11 protein-coding genes and 2 pseudogenes are annotated in these 16,984 nt (G+C 67.2%); 1 reads left to right on the top strand and 12 read right to left on the bottom strand.

The window, feature by feature from the left end; translation table 11 throughout:
• Positions 1–19 precede the first annotated feature (19 nt).
• The 4 genes from ACZK4Z_RS19430 to ACZK4Z_RS19445 form a co-directional block, all read right to left on the bottom strand.
• Positions 20–2,197: a carboxy terminal-processing peptidase gene (locus ACZK4Z_RS19430; RefSeq protein WP_032130309.1), complete on the bottom strand. Its 2,178-nt coding sequence runs from the start codon at positions 2,195–2,197 to the stop codon at positions 20–22.
• Between the two features lie 252 nt (positions 2,198–2,449).
• On the bottom strand, positions 2,450–3,460 hold the full coding sequence (lipA, locus tag ACZK4Z_RS19435) for a lipoyl synthase (RefSeq protein ID WP_049421379.1): 1,011 nt from the start codon (positions 3,458–3,460) through the stop codon (positions 2,450–2,452).
• A gap of 18 nt (positions 3,461–3,478) precedes the next feature.
• Entirely contained in the window at positions 3,479–4,189 is a 711-nt protein-coding gene (gene lipB / locus ACZK4Z_RS19440) for a lipoyl(octanoyl) transferase LipB (RefSeq protein WP_032130311.1), read from the bottom strand.
• Entirely contained in the window at positions 4,177–4,455 is a 279-nt protein-coding gene (locus ACZK4Z_RS19445; RefSeq protein WP_005411067.1) for a YbeD family protein, read from the bottom strand. Before ACZK4Z_RS19445 ends, lipB begins: the two co-directional genes overlap by 13 nt.
• Positions 4,456–4,716: 261 nt before the next feature.
• On the opposite strand from ACZK4Z_RS19445, the gene ACZK4Z_RS19450 reads away from it, so the two are divergent.
• On the top strand, positions 4,717–5,790 hold the full coding sequence (locus ACZK4Z_RS19450; RefSeq protein WP_032130312.1) for a lipid A deacylase LpxR family protein: 1,074 nt from the start codon (positions 4,717–4,719) through the stop codon (positions 5,788–5,790).
• Between the two features lie 174 nt (positions 5,791–5,964).
• Here ACZK4Z_RS19450 and ACZK4Z_RS19455 read toward each other — a convergent pair.
• The 8 genes and pseudogenes from ACZK4Z_RS19455 to mreC form a co-directional block, all read right to left on the bottom strand.
• Positions 5,965–7,184, bottom strand: a pseudogene (locus tag ACZK4Z_RS19455) (D-alanyl-D-alanine carboxypeptidase family protein).
• A 100-nt stretch (positions 7,185–7,284) separates the two neighbouring features.
• On the bottom strand, positions 7,285–8,559 hold the full coding sequence (locus ACZK4Z_RS19460; RefSeq protein WP_478445059.1) for a septal ring lytic transglycosylase RlpA family protein: 1,275 nt from the start codon (positions 8,557–8,559) through the stop codon (positions 7,285–7,287).
• Positions 8,556–9,701: a lytic murein transglycosylase B gene (mltB, locus tag ACZK4Z_RS19465; protein ID WP_478445060.1), complete on the bottom strand. Its 1,146-nt coding sequence runs from the start codon at positions 9,699–9,701 to the stop codon at positions 8,556–8,558. Before mltB ends, ACZK4Z_RS19460 begins: the two co-directional genes overlap by 4 nt.
• Before the next feature lie 1,059 nt (positions 9,702–10,760).
• Entirely contained in the window at positions 10,761–11,840 is a 1,080-nt protein-coding gene (gene rodA / locus ACZK4Z_RS19470) for a rod shape-determining protein RodA (RefSeq protein ID WP_049421382.1), read from the bottom strand.
• A gap of 192 nt (positions 11,841–12,032) precedes the next feature.
• Entirely contained in the window at positions 12,033–13,145 is a 1,113-nt protein-coding gene (rodA, locus tag ACZK4Z_RS19475; RefSeq protein WP_032130317.1) for a rod shape-determining protein RodA, read from the bottom strand.
• Positions 13,142–15,229 (bottom strand): penicillin-binding protein 2, encoded by a 2,088-nt coding sequence (gene mrdA, locus ACZK4Z_RS19480; RefSeq protein ID WP_125893449.1) that lies wholly within the window; start codon positions 15,227–15,229, stop codon positions 13,142–13,144. The genes rodA (ACZK4Z_RS19475) and mrdA overlap by 4 nt, the downstream gene beginning before the upstream one ends.
• A gap of 3 nt (positions 15,230–15,232) precedes the next feature.
• Positions 15,233–15,718 (bottom strand): rod shape-determining protein MreD, encoded by a 486-nt coding sequence (gene mreD / locus ACZK4Z_RS19485; protein WP_032130319.1) that lies wholly within the window; start codon positions 15,716–15,718, stop codon positions 15,233–15,235.
• Positions 15,715–16,874: pseudogene (mreC, locus tag ACZK4Z_RS19490) on the bottom strand (rod shape-determining protein MreC). Before mreC ends, mreD begins: the two are co-directional and overlap by 4 nt.
• Positions 16,875–16,984 lie beyond the last annotated feature (110 nt).

A 16,984-nucleotide genomic window follows, 5' to 3' on the forward strand; every position in this document is an offset into this window, starting at 1 on the left:
ATCACATGCCGTCGCCGGCTCAGTCCGCCCAGCGACCAGCGCCGGTCGACTGCGGCAGCACCTGTGCGGACAGCGGGCGATCATTGGCCAGCAGGTTCACCGCATCGGCCAGGATCGAGGCCGACTCGCGCAGCAGCGGGTCCGGACGCTTCTCGGCAGCCTTCTCGCGGGCGGCATCCTTGACGATGTCGCGCTCGTTGCCAGTCAGGCCGTCGTCGTTGCTGTCATCGGCCAGCGGGTCCAGGGCCAGGCCCAGTTCCTTGCGCATCGCCTGGCGCTCCTTGCGCTGGGTGTCCTGGCGCTCACGCTCGGCGCGGCGGGTGGCCTCGTTGAGCGAGATGTACTTCTTCGCGGCCTCGGTGCGGAACTGCTGCACGTCCTCGTTCCACCACTGGAATTCCTTGTCGGCGGCGATGCGCGCGTCATGGCGGGTTTCCAGCTTCGGCAGCAGCGGCGCGAAGTTGCCGTACTGGGTGTGCGGCACGGCAGCGATGCGCGTCCACGGCAGCGCGTTGTCGTAGGTGCTCTCGCCGAACTCGGTGGCATCGACGCTGGCCGGGAACGCCAGGTCCGGCACCACACCCTTGTGCTGGGTGCTGCTGCCGCTGATGCGGAAGAACTGGGCGATGGTCAGCTTCACCTGGCCGAAGCGCTGGGTCTCGCCACTCGGCCAACGGTCCAGGTCGACGATGTTCTGCACGGTGCCCTTGCCGAAGCTGGTCTCACCGATCACCAGGCCACGGCCGTAATCCTGGATGGCACCGGCAAAGATTTCCGAAGCCGAGGCCGAACCGCGGTTGATCAGCACTGCCAGCGGGCCATCCCATGCCACGCCCTGGTTGCGGTCGCTGTTGACGGTGACGCGGCCACCGGACTCGCGCACCTGCACCACCGGGCCCTGCTCGATGAACAGACCGGTCAGTTCAATGGCTTCATCCAGCGAACCACCACCGTTGTTGCGCAGGTCCAGCACCACGCCGTCCAGCTTGTCGTTCTTGAAGCCGGCCAGCAGCTTGGCCACGTCGCGGGTGGCCGAGGCGTAGTCGGCCGCGTTGCGGCGACGGCCTTCGAAGTCCTGGTAGAAGGTCGGCAGCTTGATCACGCCGACCTTGCGCGCCGGCTCGCCATTGGCGGCCGGAATGGTCATGGTCTCGCCCTTGGCGGCCTGTTCGGCCAGGCGCACCTTCTGGCGGGTCAGCACCAGGGTGTGGTGCTTGCCGTCGGCGCCCTCAGCAGCCGGGATGAACTCCAGCTTGACCTGGGTATCCTTGGCGCCGCGGATCTTGGCCACGACGTCGTCGATGCGCCAGCCGATCACGTCCTCGACCAGGCCGGACTTGCCCTGGCCGACGCCGACGATACGGTCACCCGGCTTCAGCGTGCCATCCACTGCGGCCGGGCCACCGGCGATGATCTCGCGGATCACCACTACGTCGTCCTGGCGCTGCAGCTGCGCACCAATGCCTTCCAGCGACAGCGACATCGCCTGGTTGAAGTTCTCGGCGGTGCGCGGGGTGAAGTAATCCGTGTGCGGGTCAACGGCGCTGGTGTACGAGTTCATGAAGAACTGGAAGACGTCTTCGCCCTTCAGTTCATTGACCGATTTCTCCAGCGTCGCGTAGCGCTTGTCCAGCGTCTTGCGGATGTCGTCCGGCTTCTTGCCGGCCAGCTTCAGGCGCAGCCAGTCGTTCTTGACCGACTTGCGCCACAGCTCATCCAGCTCTGCACTGCTGGCCGCCCACGGCACCTTCTTGCGGTCGTATTCGAAGCGCTCGTCGGTGGTGAAGTCCGGCTCCTGCTTGAGCAGCTTGCGCGCGTAGGCCACACGTTCGCCGACGCGCTGCTTGTAGACCGCGAACACCTGGAACGCCGGCTCCAGCTCGCCGCCACGGATGGCCGAGGAAATGTTGGCTTCGAACGGCGCGAAGCGCGCCACGTCGGCCTGGGTGAAGTACTGCTTGCCGCCGTCCAGCGTCTCCAGGTAGCGCTTGAACACGTCCTTGGAGGTGGCCTCGTCCAGCGCACGCGGGCGGTACGCGTAGCGGCTGTCGGACAGCAGGCCGTACACCAGCTTGGAGGTGGTCACCTGATCGGCGGTTGCCGCAGCGGGCAATGCCGGCGAATCGGCCTTGGCCGCCAGCGCCAGCGGCGCGACCAGCGCCAGGGCCATCAGGAATGCGGGGGCTTTGAATTTCATTGACGTGCTCGAAGGCGCCTTGCCAAGGGGGAGACTGCGGGGTGTTAAGACACCACGACAGTGCCGAAAGTTGCCGGGTTTGTCACCCGGCCGCGCTCGGTGGAAAACCAGCCTAGCCGGGCCGGTGTAGCAAATTGTGAATGCAGGCGAAGGCGTGGGACCAACGGTCCGCACCCACGATGGTGGTGGCACCCATTGGCAGCGCCGGGCCGTGCTTGGCGAAGGCGTGCGGACCAACGGTCCGCACCCACCTCAGGAGACGCCGGCGCCCTTGGCCTGCACGTCGGCGTGGTACGACGAGCGCACCATCGGGCCGGAGGCCACGTGGCTGAAGCCCAGCTCGTAGCCGTAGTCTTCCAGCGCCTTGTAGTCCTCGGGGGTCCAGTACTTCAGCACCGGGTGGTGATGCGCGGTCGGCTGCAGGTACTGGCCGATGGTGATCATGTCCACGTCGTGCGCGCGCAGGTCGCGCATGGTGGCCTTGATCTGCTCGAACTCTTCGCCCAGGCCCAGCATGATGCCGCTCTTGGTCGGCACGTCCGGGTGCTGCGCCTTGAAGTTCTTCAGCAGGTTCAGCGACCACTGGTAGTCCGCACCCGGGCGCACGTTGCGGTACAGGTCCGGCACGGTTTCGATGTTGTGGTTGAACACGTCCGGCGGGTTCTGCGCCAGGATCTCCAGCGCGCGCTCCATGCGGCCCTTGCCGCGGAAGTCCGGGGTCAGCACTTCGATGCGGGTGCCCGGCGACTTCGCGCGGATGGCGCTGATGCAGTCGACGAAGTGCTGGGCACCGCCGTCGCGCAGGTCATCTCGGTCGACGCTGGTCACCACCACGTACTTCAGCCCCATGTCGGCCACGGTCTGGCCGAGGCTGGCCGGTTCGTTGGCATCCGGCGGCTTCGGGCGGCCGTGGGCGACGTCGCAGAACGAGCAGCGGCGGGTGCAGACCTCGCCGAGGATCATGAACGTTGCCGTGCCGTGGCCGAAGCACTCGTGGATGTTCGGGCAGCTGGCTTCCTCGCACACCGTCACCAGGCGGTTCTCGCGCAGCTTGGCCTTCAGGTTCTGCACCGCATTGCCCGAAGGAATGCGCACGCGGATCCAGGACGGCTTGCGCAGCACCGGCGCGTCGGCGAACTGCACCGGCGAGCGGTTGATCTTGTCACCGCCCAGCTGCTTGACCCCGGCCTGCAACGGCGCGGCGGACGGAGAGTCGCCCTGCACGATCTGCAGGGGAATGGAACGGGCGGTGGTTTCAGTCATGGCAGTTCCGGGGGGCGGTCAGGCGGCCGCAGAAAGATCAGGCAGTTCGGGCGTGGGCTGCAGCAGCAGGCCGAACTGGCGGGCCAGGTGGTCCAGCAGCACCGGCTTGACGGCCTCCATCCCGGAGGGCCCGCCCAAGTCTACTACCGAGGTCACCTGCAACCCCTGATAGCCACAGGGGTTGATGCGGTGGAAAGGTTCCAGGTCCATGGCCACGTTGAAGGCCAGGCCATGGAAGGTACAGCCGCGACGCACGCGGATGCCGAGCGCGGCGATCTTGGCGCCACCGACGTAGACGCCCGGGGCGCCCTCGCGGCGTTCGGCGCCGATGTTCCACTCGGCCAGGGTATCGATGATGGCCTGCTCGATGCGGCACACGTAGTCGCGCACACCGATGCCCAGCCGTGGCAGGCGCAGCAGCGGATAGACCACCAGCTGGCCGGGGCCGTGATAGGTCACCTGGCCGCCGCGGTCCACGTGCAGCACCGGGATCTCGCCCGGCGCCAGCACATGCTCGTCCTTGCCGGCCTGGCCCAGGGTGAATACCGGGTCGTGCTCGACCACCCACAGCTCATCGGCGTCGGCCTCGCTGCGCTGGTCGGTGAAGCGCTGCATGGCGCGCCACACCGGTTCATAGGCCTGGCGGCCGAGGTCGCGGACCAGCGCCGGGCGCGGCGCGCGGTCTTCCGGGGCGGCTTCGGCCGGGCAGCTGTCGGCTACAGCGTCCACTTCACTTCCGGGTGGTCGCGCAGTGCCTGGTGCGCCAGGTCGTACTGTTCGCGGCTCTCGGCCTTGAACACGATGCGCACGGACACGTACTTGCCGTTGGAGGAATGCTTCCAGCTGATGCGTTCATTCACCACATCGATGCCGGCAGCCAGCAGCAGGCGGGGAAGCTCATGTTCCAGGCCGCGGTTGGCCGGGCCCATGGCACTGAGCTCGAACTGGCCGGGGAACTGGAAGCCGTGGTCGGGGTTGTCGGACTTGATTTCCATGCCCCCATTATCGGGCCGCAGGCCAACAAACCCAAGAGTATTCATCAACGTCAAACAGTGCACCGGTGAGTCGCTGCGTTGCAGCTGAACGGCCGTTCAGCATTGGCCGTTGCCCCTTGGGGCGCCGCAGGACAGTGCAGGATTGTCTTCACGAGACAATGTCGTTTTCGGAACAGACAAGTGATTCGAACGCGCTCGTTCCATCACGCCCGCACGAGTACCGTGTCGCGGCATATAACGACAGACAGAAAAAACCTCCACATGAGCCCCCCTTCCCAACGCCGCCTTGCAGCCCTCGGGCTGTCCGGCCTGCTGGCTGCTGCCCTCCCCCTCGCCGCCCAGGCGGCCGAACAATGTGGCCCGGACGCGATGCGCGACCACCCTCCGCAGGTCAATTTCCGCGTTGACAACGACCTGTTCGGCGGCCGCCACCAGGACCAGGGCTATACCAATGGTGCACTGTTGACCCTGGTCTCGCCCAATCTGGTCGATTACACCGACGACCCCTGCCTGCCACGCATGGCCCGCTGGGTGAACCAGTACCTGGAAGGGCTGCATCCGGGCAAGTTCGAACAGCAGAACATGATCTTCAGCATCGGCCAGGGCATCTTCACCCCGACCGATTTCAGCCGCAGGGACCTGATCGAGGACGACCGCCCTTACGCCGGCGTACTGATCGCAAACTTCGGTTTCAATGCGCGCAGCGGCGACCGCCTGCAGACCACCCAGCTGACGCTGGGCGTGGTTGGCCCGTGGGCACAGGGCAAGCAGGTGCAGAATGCCGTGCACGAAGTGCTGGGCGACGAGAAATTCAAGGGCTGGGACAACCAGCTGCACAACGAGCCCCTGTTCATGCTGACCCATGAGCGCATGCGCCGCTGGCCGGGCGATGCCAGCGTCAATGCCGACGGCTGGGGTTGGGACGCGATCAGCCACTACGGCGGATCAATCGGCAACCTGGAAACCAAGGCCAACCTTGGCGGTGAAGTGCGCTTCGGCTGGAAGCTGCCGGACGACTTCGGCAGCACGCCGTTGCGCCCGGCCGGTGAGAACACTGCGCCGACCCGCGGCGGCCGTCCCAATGGCTGGTCCTGGCACCTGTTCGCGACCTCGGACGCCGCCTGGGTGATCCGTGACATCACGCTGGATGGCAACACGTTCCGCAACAGCCACAGTGTGGACAAGCGCCATGTGGTGGCCTACGGCGGCTATGGCGTGGCGGTGATGTACGGACGCTGGAAGTTCGCCGCGGCGCGTTACCACAGCACGCGCGAGTTCAACGGCCAGCGCGAAGCGCCGGTGTTCGGCAGCTTCACCATCAGCCGCTCGCTGTAGGTAGGTGCCGACCGTTGGTCGGCACACCGGGGCCGGCATATCCGGATGGGTTCATGAGGAGCCGGCCAGCGGCCGGCACTACCCACATCCGGCAGGATTCATGCGCAAGCGGCATCCCGAAACAGAAAAGGCCGGCATTTGCCGGCCGTTTCCTTCACCACGCCGGGGCGTGGATCATTCCGATTCCCACCACATCCAGAAGCTGTCCCACAGGCGCTTGAAGAAGCCGGCCTGTTCGACGGCAGCCACCGCCACCAGCGGCGCTTCGGCCACCAGCTTGCCATCCAGCATCACCTTCACGGTGCCGATCTGCTGGCCGGCGGTGAACGGTGCTTCCAGGGTCTTGGGCACGTCGATGCTCGGCTTCAGGTCGTTGTAACGGCCACGCGGCACGCTCACCAGCATCGGCTGGGCCACGCCCAGCTGCACCTTGTCGGTGGTGCCCTTCCAGACCTTGTGCTCGGCCACGGCCTTGCCCGGCTCGTACAGGCGGTGGGTCTCGAAGAAGCGGAAACCCCAGTTCAGCAGGGCCAGGCTGTCATCGGCACGCTGCTTTTCCGACTGGCCGCCCAGCACCACGGCGATCAGGCGCTGGTCGCCGCGCTGGGCCGAGCTCATCAGGCAGTAACCGGCTTCCGAGGTGTGGCCGGTCTTGATGCCGTCCACGCTGCCATCGCGCCACAACAGCAGGTTGCGGTTCGGCTGCTTGATGTTGCCGACCTGGAATTCCTTGATCTTGTTGTACGCGTAGGTTTCCGGGTAATCGCGCACCATCGCACGGCCCAGCAGCGCCAGGTCGTAGGCGGTGCTGTGGTGGCCCTGCGCAGTCAGGCCATGGGCGTTGACGAAGTGCGAATTCTTCATGCCGATCTTGGCGGCATAGCTGTTCATCAGCGACGCAAAGCTTCTTCGCTGCCTGCCACGTGCTCGGCCAGGGCGATCGCGGCGTCGTTGCCGGACTGGATCGCCATGCCCTTTTCCATGTCTTCTAGGCGCGCGGTCTGGTTGACCGGGAAGCCGCTGTAGCTGCCATCGGTACCCGCGCCACCTTCGCGCCAGGCGCGTTCGCTCATCATCACCTGGTCATCCGCACGGACCTTGCCGTTCTTGACCTCGGCGGCGATCACGTAGGACGTCATCACCTTGGTGATGCTGGCCGGAGCCAGCTGTTCGTTGATGTTTTCACCAGCCAGCACCTGGCCGGTGGCGTAATCCATCAGCACCCAGGCCTTGGACACACTCGGCGCCGGCGCCGGCGGAGTGGCGACGGTGGCCGGGGCGGCAGCGGCGGCGGCAGGCGCCGGCGTGGCCGGAGTCGGCAGCGGCGTCTGGGCGGAAGCCAGGCCCACCACCAGGGTGGCGGCCAGGGCGGTGGCGGCGGAACGGAAATTCATTGGACAGCAGGCTCCAGGGGACGGCCGGGAATGGAGGGTGGAACGTAGCGGCCATTGTAAGGCCGGGGCAGCGTGGGCCGGCAGCACCGGCCCGGGTGGATCAATCCTTGACGATCTGCGGCGAACCCAGCCCCAGACCGGCGATGCGGCCGACAAGTTCCGCGGCACTGGCATGGTCGCTGGCGGGGACGCGCAGGCGGAACAGGGTGCGGCCACCGGCGGCGATATCGCTGATGGTCGCACCGACGATGCCGGCGGCGTTGAGCTGGCCCATCGCGCGGTTGGCGTTGTCACGGTTGGAGAAGCTGGCAACCTGCACCATGACTGCGCCCACCACCTGCTGCGACAGGCTGGGGGTAGCGGCGGCGGTGCGGACCGGTGCCTGCGCAGCGGCGCGCGGCGTGGTACTGGCAACGACCGCCGGAGCTGGCGCGTATGCGGTGCTGCGCACCGGCGGAGCACTCGGCGGCAGGCTGCTGACCGCCACATCCGGCACGGTGCTGGCCACGCCCTGGGTGGTGGCCGGCTGGCCACGCGCCGGCATGCCATCGGCCGGCAGCCCCTTGACCAGGCGATCGATGTCGCTGTCGACGGCGGCACGCGCGGGCGGTGCCGGGCGCGCACTGGCTACAGCGCTGGCGGCGGCAGCTTCCGCAGCACGACGCTCGCGGCGCGACGGCTTCTGCGCCAGCAGGTTGCCCTCACCCGGCTGCAGCGCGCGCACTTCCACGTTGCCGGTGCCGCGCTGGGTGATGCCCAGGCGCACAGCGGCGGCATAGCTGAGATCAACCACGCGGCCATCATGGAACGGACCGCGATCGTTGACGCGCACGATCACCGACTCACCGTTGTCGAGGTTGGTCACGCGGGCGAAGCTGGGCAGCGGCAGCGTCTTGTGCGCAGCGGTGAACTGGTACATGTCGTAGACCTCGCGATTGGAGGTCAGGCGGCCATGGAACTTGGCACCGTAGTACGACGCAGTGCCACGCTCGACATAGTTGCGGGTGTCGTCGAGCACTTTGTACGACTTGCCCAGCACCACGTACGGCGTCTTGTTGCCGATCGCCGAGCGTTCTTCCGCGGTCACTTCCGGCTCGGGGATGCAGGCCACGTTGGGAATGTAGTCCGGCGTGCTGTCACGCACGCCCGGCTTGTACAGGCCACCGGCGGTGTAGTTGCCGCGGGTGCTCAGGTCTTCCTTGGCCGCCGCGTAGGGCGATCCTTCCGGGCAGTGTGCCGGGCGCGGGCCGCGCCCCTGCACCAGGGTGCCGCCGGACTTGCCACCATGGCCGGCCGTGGCCGGCTTCTTCGGCGCGCTGCTGCAGGCAGCCAGCGCGAGGACGATCAAGCCTGGGACCAGCCATCTGATGTTCATGCCGGGGGCAGCTCCTGTCCGGCGATGGCCTGGGACAACTGGAACACGGCCATCGCGTACATCTTCGAGAGGTTGTAGCGGGTGATCGCGTAGTAGTTCTGGAAGCCCAGCCAGTACTGCTTGCCGGTGCTGCCTTCAAGCGTGATCGGCGTGGCGGTGGCGCCCGGCTGCACCGCTGCGCTGGGCTGGTAGCCACGCTTGGTCAGGTCGGCCAGCGACCAGGTCGGCATCCATTCGGTCGGATTGAATTCCTCGCGGCCCGGCGCCAACGTGGCCGGCACGGCCACCTGCCCGCCACGCACCCAGCCACCCTTCTTCACGAAGTAGTTGGCGATGGACGAGAACACGTCGTCGTAGCTGGTGAACAGGTCGCGACGGCCGTCGCCATTACCGTCCACCGCGTAATCGAGGTAGCTGGACGGCATGAACTGGCCCATGCCCATCGCGCCGGCATAGCTGCCCTTGAGCGTGGTGATGTCCAGGTTCTCTTCGCGGCCCAGCTCGAACAGCTTGGCCAGCTCATCGCGGAAGAACAGCTCGCGGCGCACTTCGCGTTCCAGCTTGGCCGGGTCGCCGCTGCGCGGGTAATAGAAGGCCAGCGTGTACAGCGCATCCAGCACGCGGTGGCTGCCGGCATTCTTCCCGTAGCTGGTTTCCACGCCGATGATCGCCACGATCACTTCGGCCGGCACACCGGTGCGCTGCTGGACGCGATCCAGTTCGGCGCGATGCTGGGCCAGGAACGCGCGGCCGCCATCGATGCGCGCCTTGCTGATGAACATCGGCCGGTACTCGTTCCACGGCTTGACCCGTTCGGCCGGGCGCGACATCGCGGCGATGATCGGCTGGCGCACCTGCGCCTGGTCGAGCACGCTGCTGATCTGCTCCGGCTTCAGGCCATAGCGCTTGGCGGTATCGGCAATGAAGCGGGCCCGTGCGACCTCGAACGGCACCGGGGTGAGATCGACCGGCGGCGCGGTGGCGGCAGCGGCTTCGGGCGCGGCCTCGGCCGGGCCATGGGCCTTGGCGGCGGGCTGGCGCGGCGTACTGCTGGCCTGGGGCGAAGACGGTGGGGACTTCGGCTGGGTCGCGCAGGCGACCAGGCCGAGGGTGAGCATGCAGGCCAGAGTGCGTCGAATCATCGTCGCAGGTTAGCAGGTCATGGATGAATTAAAACCCCTAACACCATGAATCACAACGATTTGCCTGCGAGCAGCGGGAAATGTGAAGACGTCGTGATCACACTTCCCCATTCAGATAGAGGTTGCCGGTTGCGTCCCCATCCCCGCAGACGCAACCGGCGACCGGATCCGGTCGGTACCCGCGCGGCTGCCGCTCCCCAGTGGCAGTGCTCCGCGCTCCCTGTACCCGTTGGATCAGTACTGCTTCCCGCCCGACGCCCCCTCGCGCTGCAACGATTGACGGCGCGCCGTGCCGAACGGGCCGCCATTGTGCAGGCCGATTACGACAAGTCCATTGATCAGGATCAACGCGCTGTAAAAGTGTGAACCAGCTAACGCTTTTTCCGGACTTTGGTCAGTGGGCGTGCTGCCGTGCATCGTTGTGAGAACGCTTCCACAACGGGCGTTGCGCAGAGTCAGGAAGTTTCCAGCCAACGGCGCAGCCCCTCGTGGGTGGGGTGTGTTGCGGAAAGCAGAAGCCGCCGCTGGGCCGGTCAGGTTGGGTACGCGGGGGACGCCGTGAATCCGTCCCTGGAGGCTTGGCAGCCGCATCCATGCGGCTGACACCCCCGCATACCCAACCCGACCGCCCTCTGACAGATTTCGGTGGTCTGCCACCCACGGAGAAGAAAGAGAAGATCACAAGCGGGTCGCGCGCTGCGCTTGCTCGAGAGCCGAGCATGGCTATGCCGGTCGTCCTGACCGGCACCCTTCGGGCCGTCGCCGTGGGCGACGTTGGCAGCGGCTCCTGCCGCTGCCTTCGGCTCTACACAAAGCAAGGAAGCGACCCGCCAGGCCGCTTTTGCTTTTGATCTTCTTTTTCTTCTCCGTGGGTGGACGCGCACGGAACCTGTCCGTGGCCGGGTAGATGGGCTGCGCAGGGGCGTGAGCCGCATGGATGCGGCGACCGAGCTACATGGACGTACTTGCAGCGTCCCCTGCGCAGCCCATCTACCCGGCCCCACCCATGAACTGCTTTGCGCGACCACCCACGAGGGGCTGCGCCGTTGGCTGGAAACCCTATCCCCCGTGCACGGGCCGGTGCCCACGTACCGCCATCACCAGTCCGATGCCGGCCAGCAGCGAGACCGCTGATGTCCCGCCATAACTGATCAACGGCATCGGAATGCCCACCACCGGCAGCAGGCCGGAAATCATTCCACCGTTCACCAATACGTAGACGAAGAACGCCAGCCCCAGGCTGCCGGCCAGCAACCGCGCATGCGTGTCGCGCGCGTGCACTGCGATCCACAGGCAACGCCCGACCACGAACAGGTACAGCGCGAACAGCGTCGCCACACCGATCCAGCCGAACTCCTCGGCCAGCACCGAAAACGCGAAGTCGGTGGTGTACTCGGGCAGGAAATCCAGTGTGGCCTGGGTGCCCTGCCCCCAGCCACGTCCCTGCCAGCCACCGGAACCGATCGCGATGCGCGACTGCAGGATGTTCCAGCCGGTGCCGAGCGGGTCTGCTGCCGGGTCTAGGAAGGTCAGTACGCGATCCTTCTGGTACTGCCGCAACACGCCGAGCCAGGCCAGTGGCGCGGCCACCGCCAGCCCCACCGCGCCGGTGGCCACCCAGCCCCAGTGCAGGCCCGCCAGCAACAACGCGAACACGCCGCTGGCGGTGACCAGCGTGGCGGTGCCGAGGTTGGGCTGCATCAGGATCAGCACGGCGGGAACGCCGATCAGCACTGCGGCCGTCAGTACCGTGCGTGGTGACGGTGGCAGCGGTTGCCGGTGCAGGTACCAGGCCATCATCAACGGCAGGCTGAGCTTGAGCAGCTCGGAGGGCTGCAGGTAGAAGACGCCGAGGTTGAGCCAGCGCTGCCCGTACTTGCCGGTGCCGATCACATACACCGCCATCAGCGGCAGCATCGACAGCGCGTACAGCGCCGGTGTCCACGCGCGCAGGCGCAGCAGCGAAACACGCGACAGCAGCCACATCGCCAGCAGGCCACCGGCGAAGCGCGCCGCCTGCCCGGTGACCGGACCGGAAACGCTGTGCAGCACCGCCAGCCCCGCGCCCATCAGGATCAACAACGCGACCAGCAACGGCAGGTCGATCGTGCGCACCGCCTCACGGCAGCCGCCAAGCATTCGTTTCCAGTCCACGCTGGCCACGGTAACAACGCGCGCTTGCGTGAAGCTGTCAGGGTGCTTCTGCGTCTGTAGAGTCGAACCATGCTCGACTGCCTTTCATGCAGCAGAAGCAGTCGAGCATGGCTCGACTCTACAGAACAGCGAGAAGCAAGCGAGCATATGGAAGCGCGACGAAGCGCGGGGCCGGTGTTACCCGTAGCCGCCGTGCACTGGATTGTGGCTACGCACGGCCATCACCAACCCGAAGCCGGCCAGCAGCGAGACCGCCGAGGTACCGCCATAGCTGATCAGCGGCATCGGCACGCCCACCACCGGCAGCAGGCCGGAGATCATCCCGCCGTTCACCAGCACGTAGACGAAGAACGCCAGGCCGGTGGCGCCGGCCAGCAGGCGCGAATAGGAATCGCGCGACTGGCTGGCGATCCACAGGCAGCGCCCGATCACCACCAGGTACAGCGCCAGCACGGTGGCCACGCCGATCCAGCCGAACTCCTCGCTCAGCACCGAGAACGCGAAGTCGGTGGTCTGCTCGGGAATGAAGTTCAGATGTGACTGCGAGCCCTCGCCCCAGCCCTTGCCATCGAAGCCGCCGGAACCGATCGCGATCTTCGACTGGATGATGTTCCAGCCGGCTCCCAGTGCATCCATCTCCGGGTCCAGGAACATCATGATGCGGTCCTTCTGGTACGGCCGCAGCAGCCAGAACCAGGCCACCGGCGCGACCGCAGCCACGCCACCTACGCCCAGCCCGACCCACCACCACGGCAGGCCGGCCAACAGCAACACGAACACGCCGCTGGCGGCGATCAGCACACCAGTACCGAAGTCCGGCTGCAGCATCACCAGGCCGGTCGGTACGCCGATGATGACCAGGGACACGAGCACGGTATTGAAGCGCGGTGGCAACGGCATCTTGTGCAGGTACCAGGCCACCATCATCGGCAGGCTGACCTTCAGCAGCTCGGCCGGCTGCAGGTAGAAGAATTTCAGGTCCAGCCACTGCCGGCCGTATTTGCCGGTGCCCAGCACGAACACCGCCAGCAACGGGATCATCGAGATCGCGTAGATCATCGGTGTGGCCGAGCGGATGCGCAGGATCGGTACCCGTGAGATGCCCCACAGCGCGGCCATGCCCACTGCAAAGCGCGCGCCCTGGGCCATCACCAGGCCGTCGCCACCGGCACTCTTCAAGGTGGCCAGGCCGATCACCATCAGCGCGCCCAGGGCCAGGCACAGTACCCAGTCCAGCGTGCTGAAGAAGCGGCGCAGCATGTCGCCGGCCCAACGCAGGAACACTCTCATCGTGCGGGCTCCGCGGTGGTCGGGCGTGGCGTGGCCGGCAGCGCGGCGGCGGCCGGCGGCCCCGGCTGCGGTGCGGGTGCGGGTGCGGGTGCCGGTTCCGGCGCAGGCACGCCAATCAGCACGGGGTGTTCCCCCAGTTGTGCCGCAGCAAGGTCACCGGCCTGGCGCGCGCCCACATCTTCGTTGTCGAATGCGGTTGCACCGATGGCGGTGGTGCCGCGCTCGCTGTCCAGCGGCTGCATGCCTTCGGGCATCTTGCCCAGCAGGTAGGCGTCGAACACCTTGCGTGCGATCGGCGCTGCCGCCGCGCCGCCGTAACCACCGCCCTCCACTGCGATCGCCAGCGCGATCACCGGCTGTTCGACCGGCGCAAAGCCGACGAACAACGCGCGGTGGCGCAGGTGCATCGGCAGGCTCTTCGGATTCACCGCGGCGGTACCCTTGCGGCTGATGACCTGCGCGGTACCGGTCTTGCCGGCCATCGTGTAAGGCGCGCCGGCCGCCATCCGCGCAGCGCTGCCGCCAGGCAGCATGGTGGCCATCATGCCTTCGCGCACCGCCTGCAGGTTGTTCGGGTTCGGACTGACCGGTTTGCTCTCGCCCGGGTCGGTCGCCATCCAGTCGTGGTCGAACCCCGCACGCTGCTGGATCACCAGATGGGGCGTGCGCAGCTGCCCGTTGGCCAGCCCACTGACGCCCCGCGCCAGCTGCAGCGGAGTGACCTTCCAGTCACCCTGGCCGATGCTGATGTTGACTGTATCGCCCGGATACCAGGCTTCCTTGCGGCTCTTCCGCTTGTAGGCCGGCGACGGCAGGATGCCCCCGATCTCGCCGGTCAGGTCGATGCCGGTCGGCTGGCCGAAGCCGTAGTACTCCATGTAATGGTCGAAGCGCTCGATGCCCAGATCCAGCGCCAGCTTGTAGTAGTACGTGTTGACCGATTGCGCGATCGACTTGCGCAGGTCGGTCCAGCCGTGGCCGCCGCGGTGCGAGTCACCCCAGCCACGCGAGGTGCCGGGCAGGTAGAACATGCCGGTGGACAGCACCTTGTCTTCCGGGCGGCGCACGCCCGAATCGAGGCCCGCCAGGCCGATCAGCGGCTTCAGCGTGGAACCGGGCGCGACGCCACCCAGCACCAGGCGGTTGAACTGCGGCCGCGACGGGTTGTCGTTCAGCGCCTTGAAGTCGGCATGGGAAATACCGTTGACGAACAGGTTGGGGTCGTAGGACGGCAGGCTGACCATCGCCAGCACTTCGCCGGTGCGCGGGTCCATCGCCACCGCCGAGCCTTCCTGGTCGCCGAAGGCGGCCACCATGGCGCGCTGCAGGTCGGCGTCGATCGACAGCCGCAGGTCGGCGCCGGACTGCGCGGCGACGCGGCCGATGGTGCGGATCGCACGCCCCTGCACGTTGGTCTCGACCTGCTCGTAGCCGACCTTGCCGCGCAGCTGCTGCTCGTAATAGCGCTCCAGACCGGATTTGCCGATGTGGGTCAGCGCGGCATTGCCCTCGCCGAGGATTTCCAGGTCCTTGTCATCGACGCGGCCGACGTAACCGATGATGTGCGCGAACAGGTCGCCATAGGGATAGCGACGGGTCAGATAGGGTTCCAGCTCGACGCCGGGGAAGCGCCAGCGGTCGACGGCGAAGCGTGCCATCTCCTCGTCGCTCATGCGCAGCTTCAGCGTGACCGGCAGGAACTTGCGGCGCGCCTTGCGCGACTTGTTGAACGCTTCCAGTTCTTCCGGGCTGATGCTGATGATCTTCGCCAGCCCTTCCAGGGTGGCGTCCATGTCCTTGACCTTGTCCGGGGTCACGTCCAGGCGGAAGGCCGGCACGTTCTCGGCCAGCAGGCGGCCGTTGCGGTCGTAGATCATGCCGCGCCCGGGCACCACCGGCCGCGGCTTGATGCGGTTGGCTTCCGAGCGCGTGGCGTAGACGTCGTGGTCCAGCACCTGCAGCTTGAAGTACCAGCCGCCCAGGCCCAGCAGGCAGACCAGCACACCCAGGAAGCCCAGCGCCGCGCGGCGGCGGAACTGTTCGGCTTCGGCGTGGGGGTTCTTGACCTGGCGGCGCGGGATCATGGCTCAGCGCCCGCGCTTGCCGAAGCGCACCGCGTCCAGCAGCACGAATACCAGCGGCCACAGGCCCATGCCCAGCAGCGGTGCCCACCAGTACGACCACGGCAGGGTCGGCTCATCCACCACGATGTGGACCAGCGCGCTGACGATGCGGTCGTTGAACAGCAGGCCGCCGATGGCCAGCATCTGCTGGGACATCGGGAAGAAGCGGATGCGGGCGCGGAAACGCTGCAGGATGAAGGCCAGCATCACCAGCCGCAGCGACTGTTCGCCGAGTACACCGCCGTACAGCAGATCGGCGATCACGCCACTGGCGAAAGCGACGCCCAGGCCGACACGCTCAGGCGCTTCAATCACCCAATAGGCCAGCACCAGCGCCAGCCAATACGGGCGCAGCGGCTGCAGCAGCGCCGGCAACGGCAGCAGGCCCAGCAGCAGCGCCACCACCAGGCTGGCCGGCAGCACCCACGGGTTGTCGCGCAGGCGGCTCATCGCTGGGCCTCCGGCGCGGTCGGTTGCCGGCCAGCGGCCGGCACTACCGTGGAGCTGGCTGGAGTGGAGCCCCCTTGTTGTTCAAGGGGGCGCGCCGACGGCGCGGGGTCAAGGGAGGATGCGGGGGCAACCGGCTTCGTCGAAGACGGAGTCGGTTGCCGGTCAGCGGCCGGCACTACCGTCGCCGACCCAGCATCGGGTGGAGAGCCCCCCTCTTGTTGGGGGGGCGCGCCGAAGGCGCGGGGGTAAGGGAGGATGCGGGGGCCGGTTGCACCGAAGGTGCAGTCGGCGGCAGTTCGCTGACCGCAGGCAAGCGAATTGCTGCACCCGGGCGCAGCAGCAGCACGTCGCGGCCGCGATCCAGCTGCGCCGCCGGCTTCAGTTCGCCGACCAGGAAGGCATGGGTATCGTCCGGACGCAGGCCGGTGATGGTGCCGACCGGGAAGCCGGCCGGGAAGCGGCCACCGAGGCCGGAGGTGACGATCTCATCCCCCACTTCCACGCCGGCGCTGAGCGGGATGTCGCGCAGTTCCAGCTTGTCGCCGCGGCCGTAGACGATCAGGCGAACGCCGTTGCGGGCCACCGTCACCGGCACGGCATGGTCGGGGTCGGTCAGCAGCAGCACGGTGGAGGTACCGCCAGTGACGCTGATCACCTGGCCCATCAGACCGCCGGCATCGATCACCGCCTGGCCGACGTGCACGCCTTCGCGGCTGCCGGCGTCGAGCACCAGACGCTGCTTCACCGGATCCAGGTCGATGTCCAGGATCGGCGCCAGCTGCACGTCCAGGCCACTGCGCTCGGCCACGTTCAGCAGTTCGCGCAGCTGGGCGTTGTCCAGCGCGGCGGTCTGCAGGCGGGTCAGGCGGGCGTTGGCCAGCAGCAGCTGGTTGCGCAGTTCACGGTTCTCGTTGACCAGCTGGCCGTGGCTGGCCGCCGAGTCCTTGACCTGGTTGCCGAGCTTGCCCGGCAGTCCCGCCAGTGCCCATACCGGCTGCACCAGGCTGTTGGCCTGCCCGCGCAGCTGCGCAAGCCAGCCGGCCTGGTCGTCAAGCACGATCAGGGTGATGGCCAGTGCGAGATAAGCCAGCAGACGCAGCGGGCTGGCGGCATCACCGGATCGGGAAGCAACGGGAGGTCCGGCGTAGGGCGGCACGGCAACGATTCAACTGGCAGAAGGCGGAAGGGAAACACGCGGACGCCCCGCCGGTGCCGGCCTACCCTCATGGTGGGCCGCACCCCGGAGGGGCGCTGCGGGCGCAGGCA

It is taken from the genome of Stenotrophomonas sp. 71799_Sma (genome assembly GCF_056482505.1).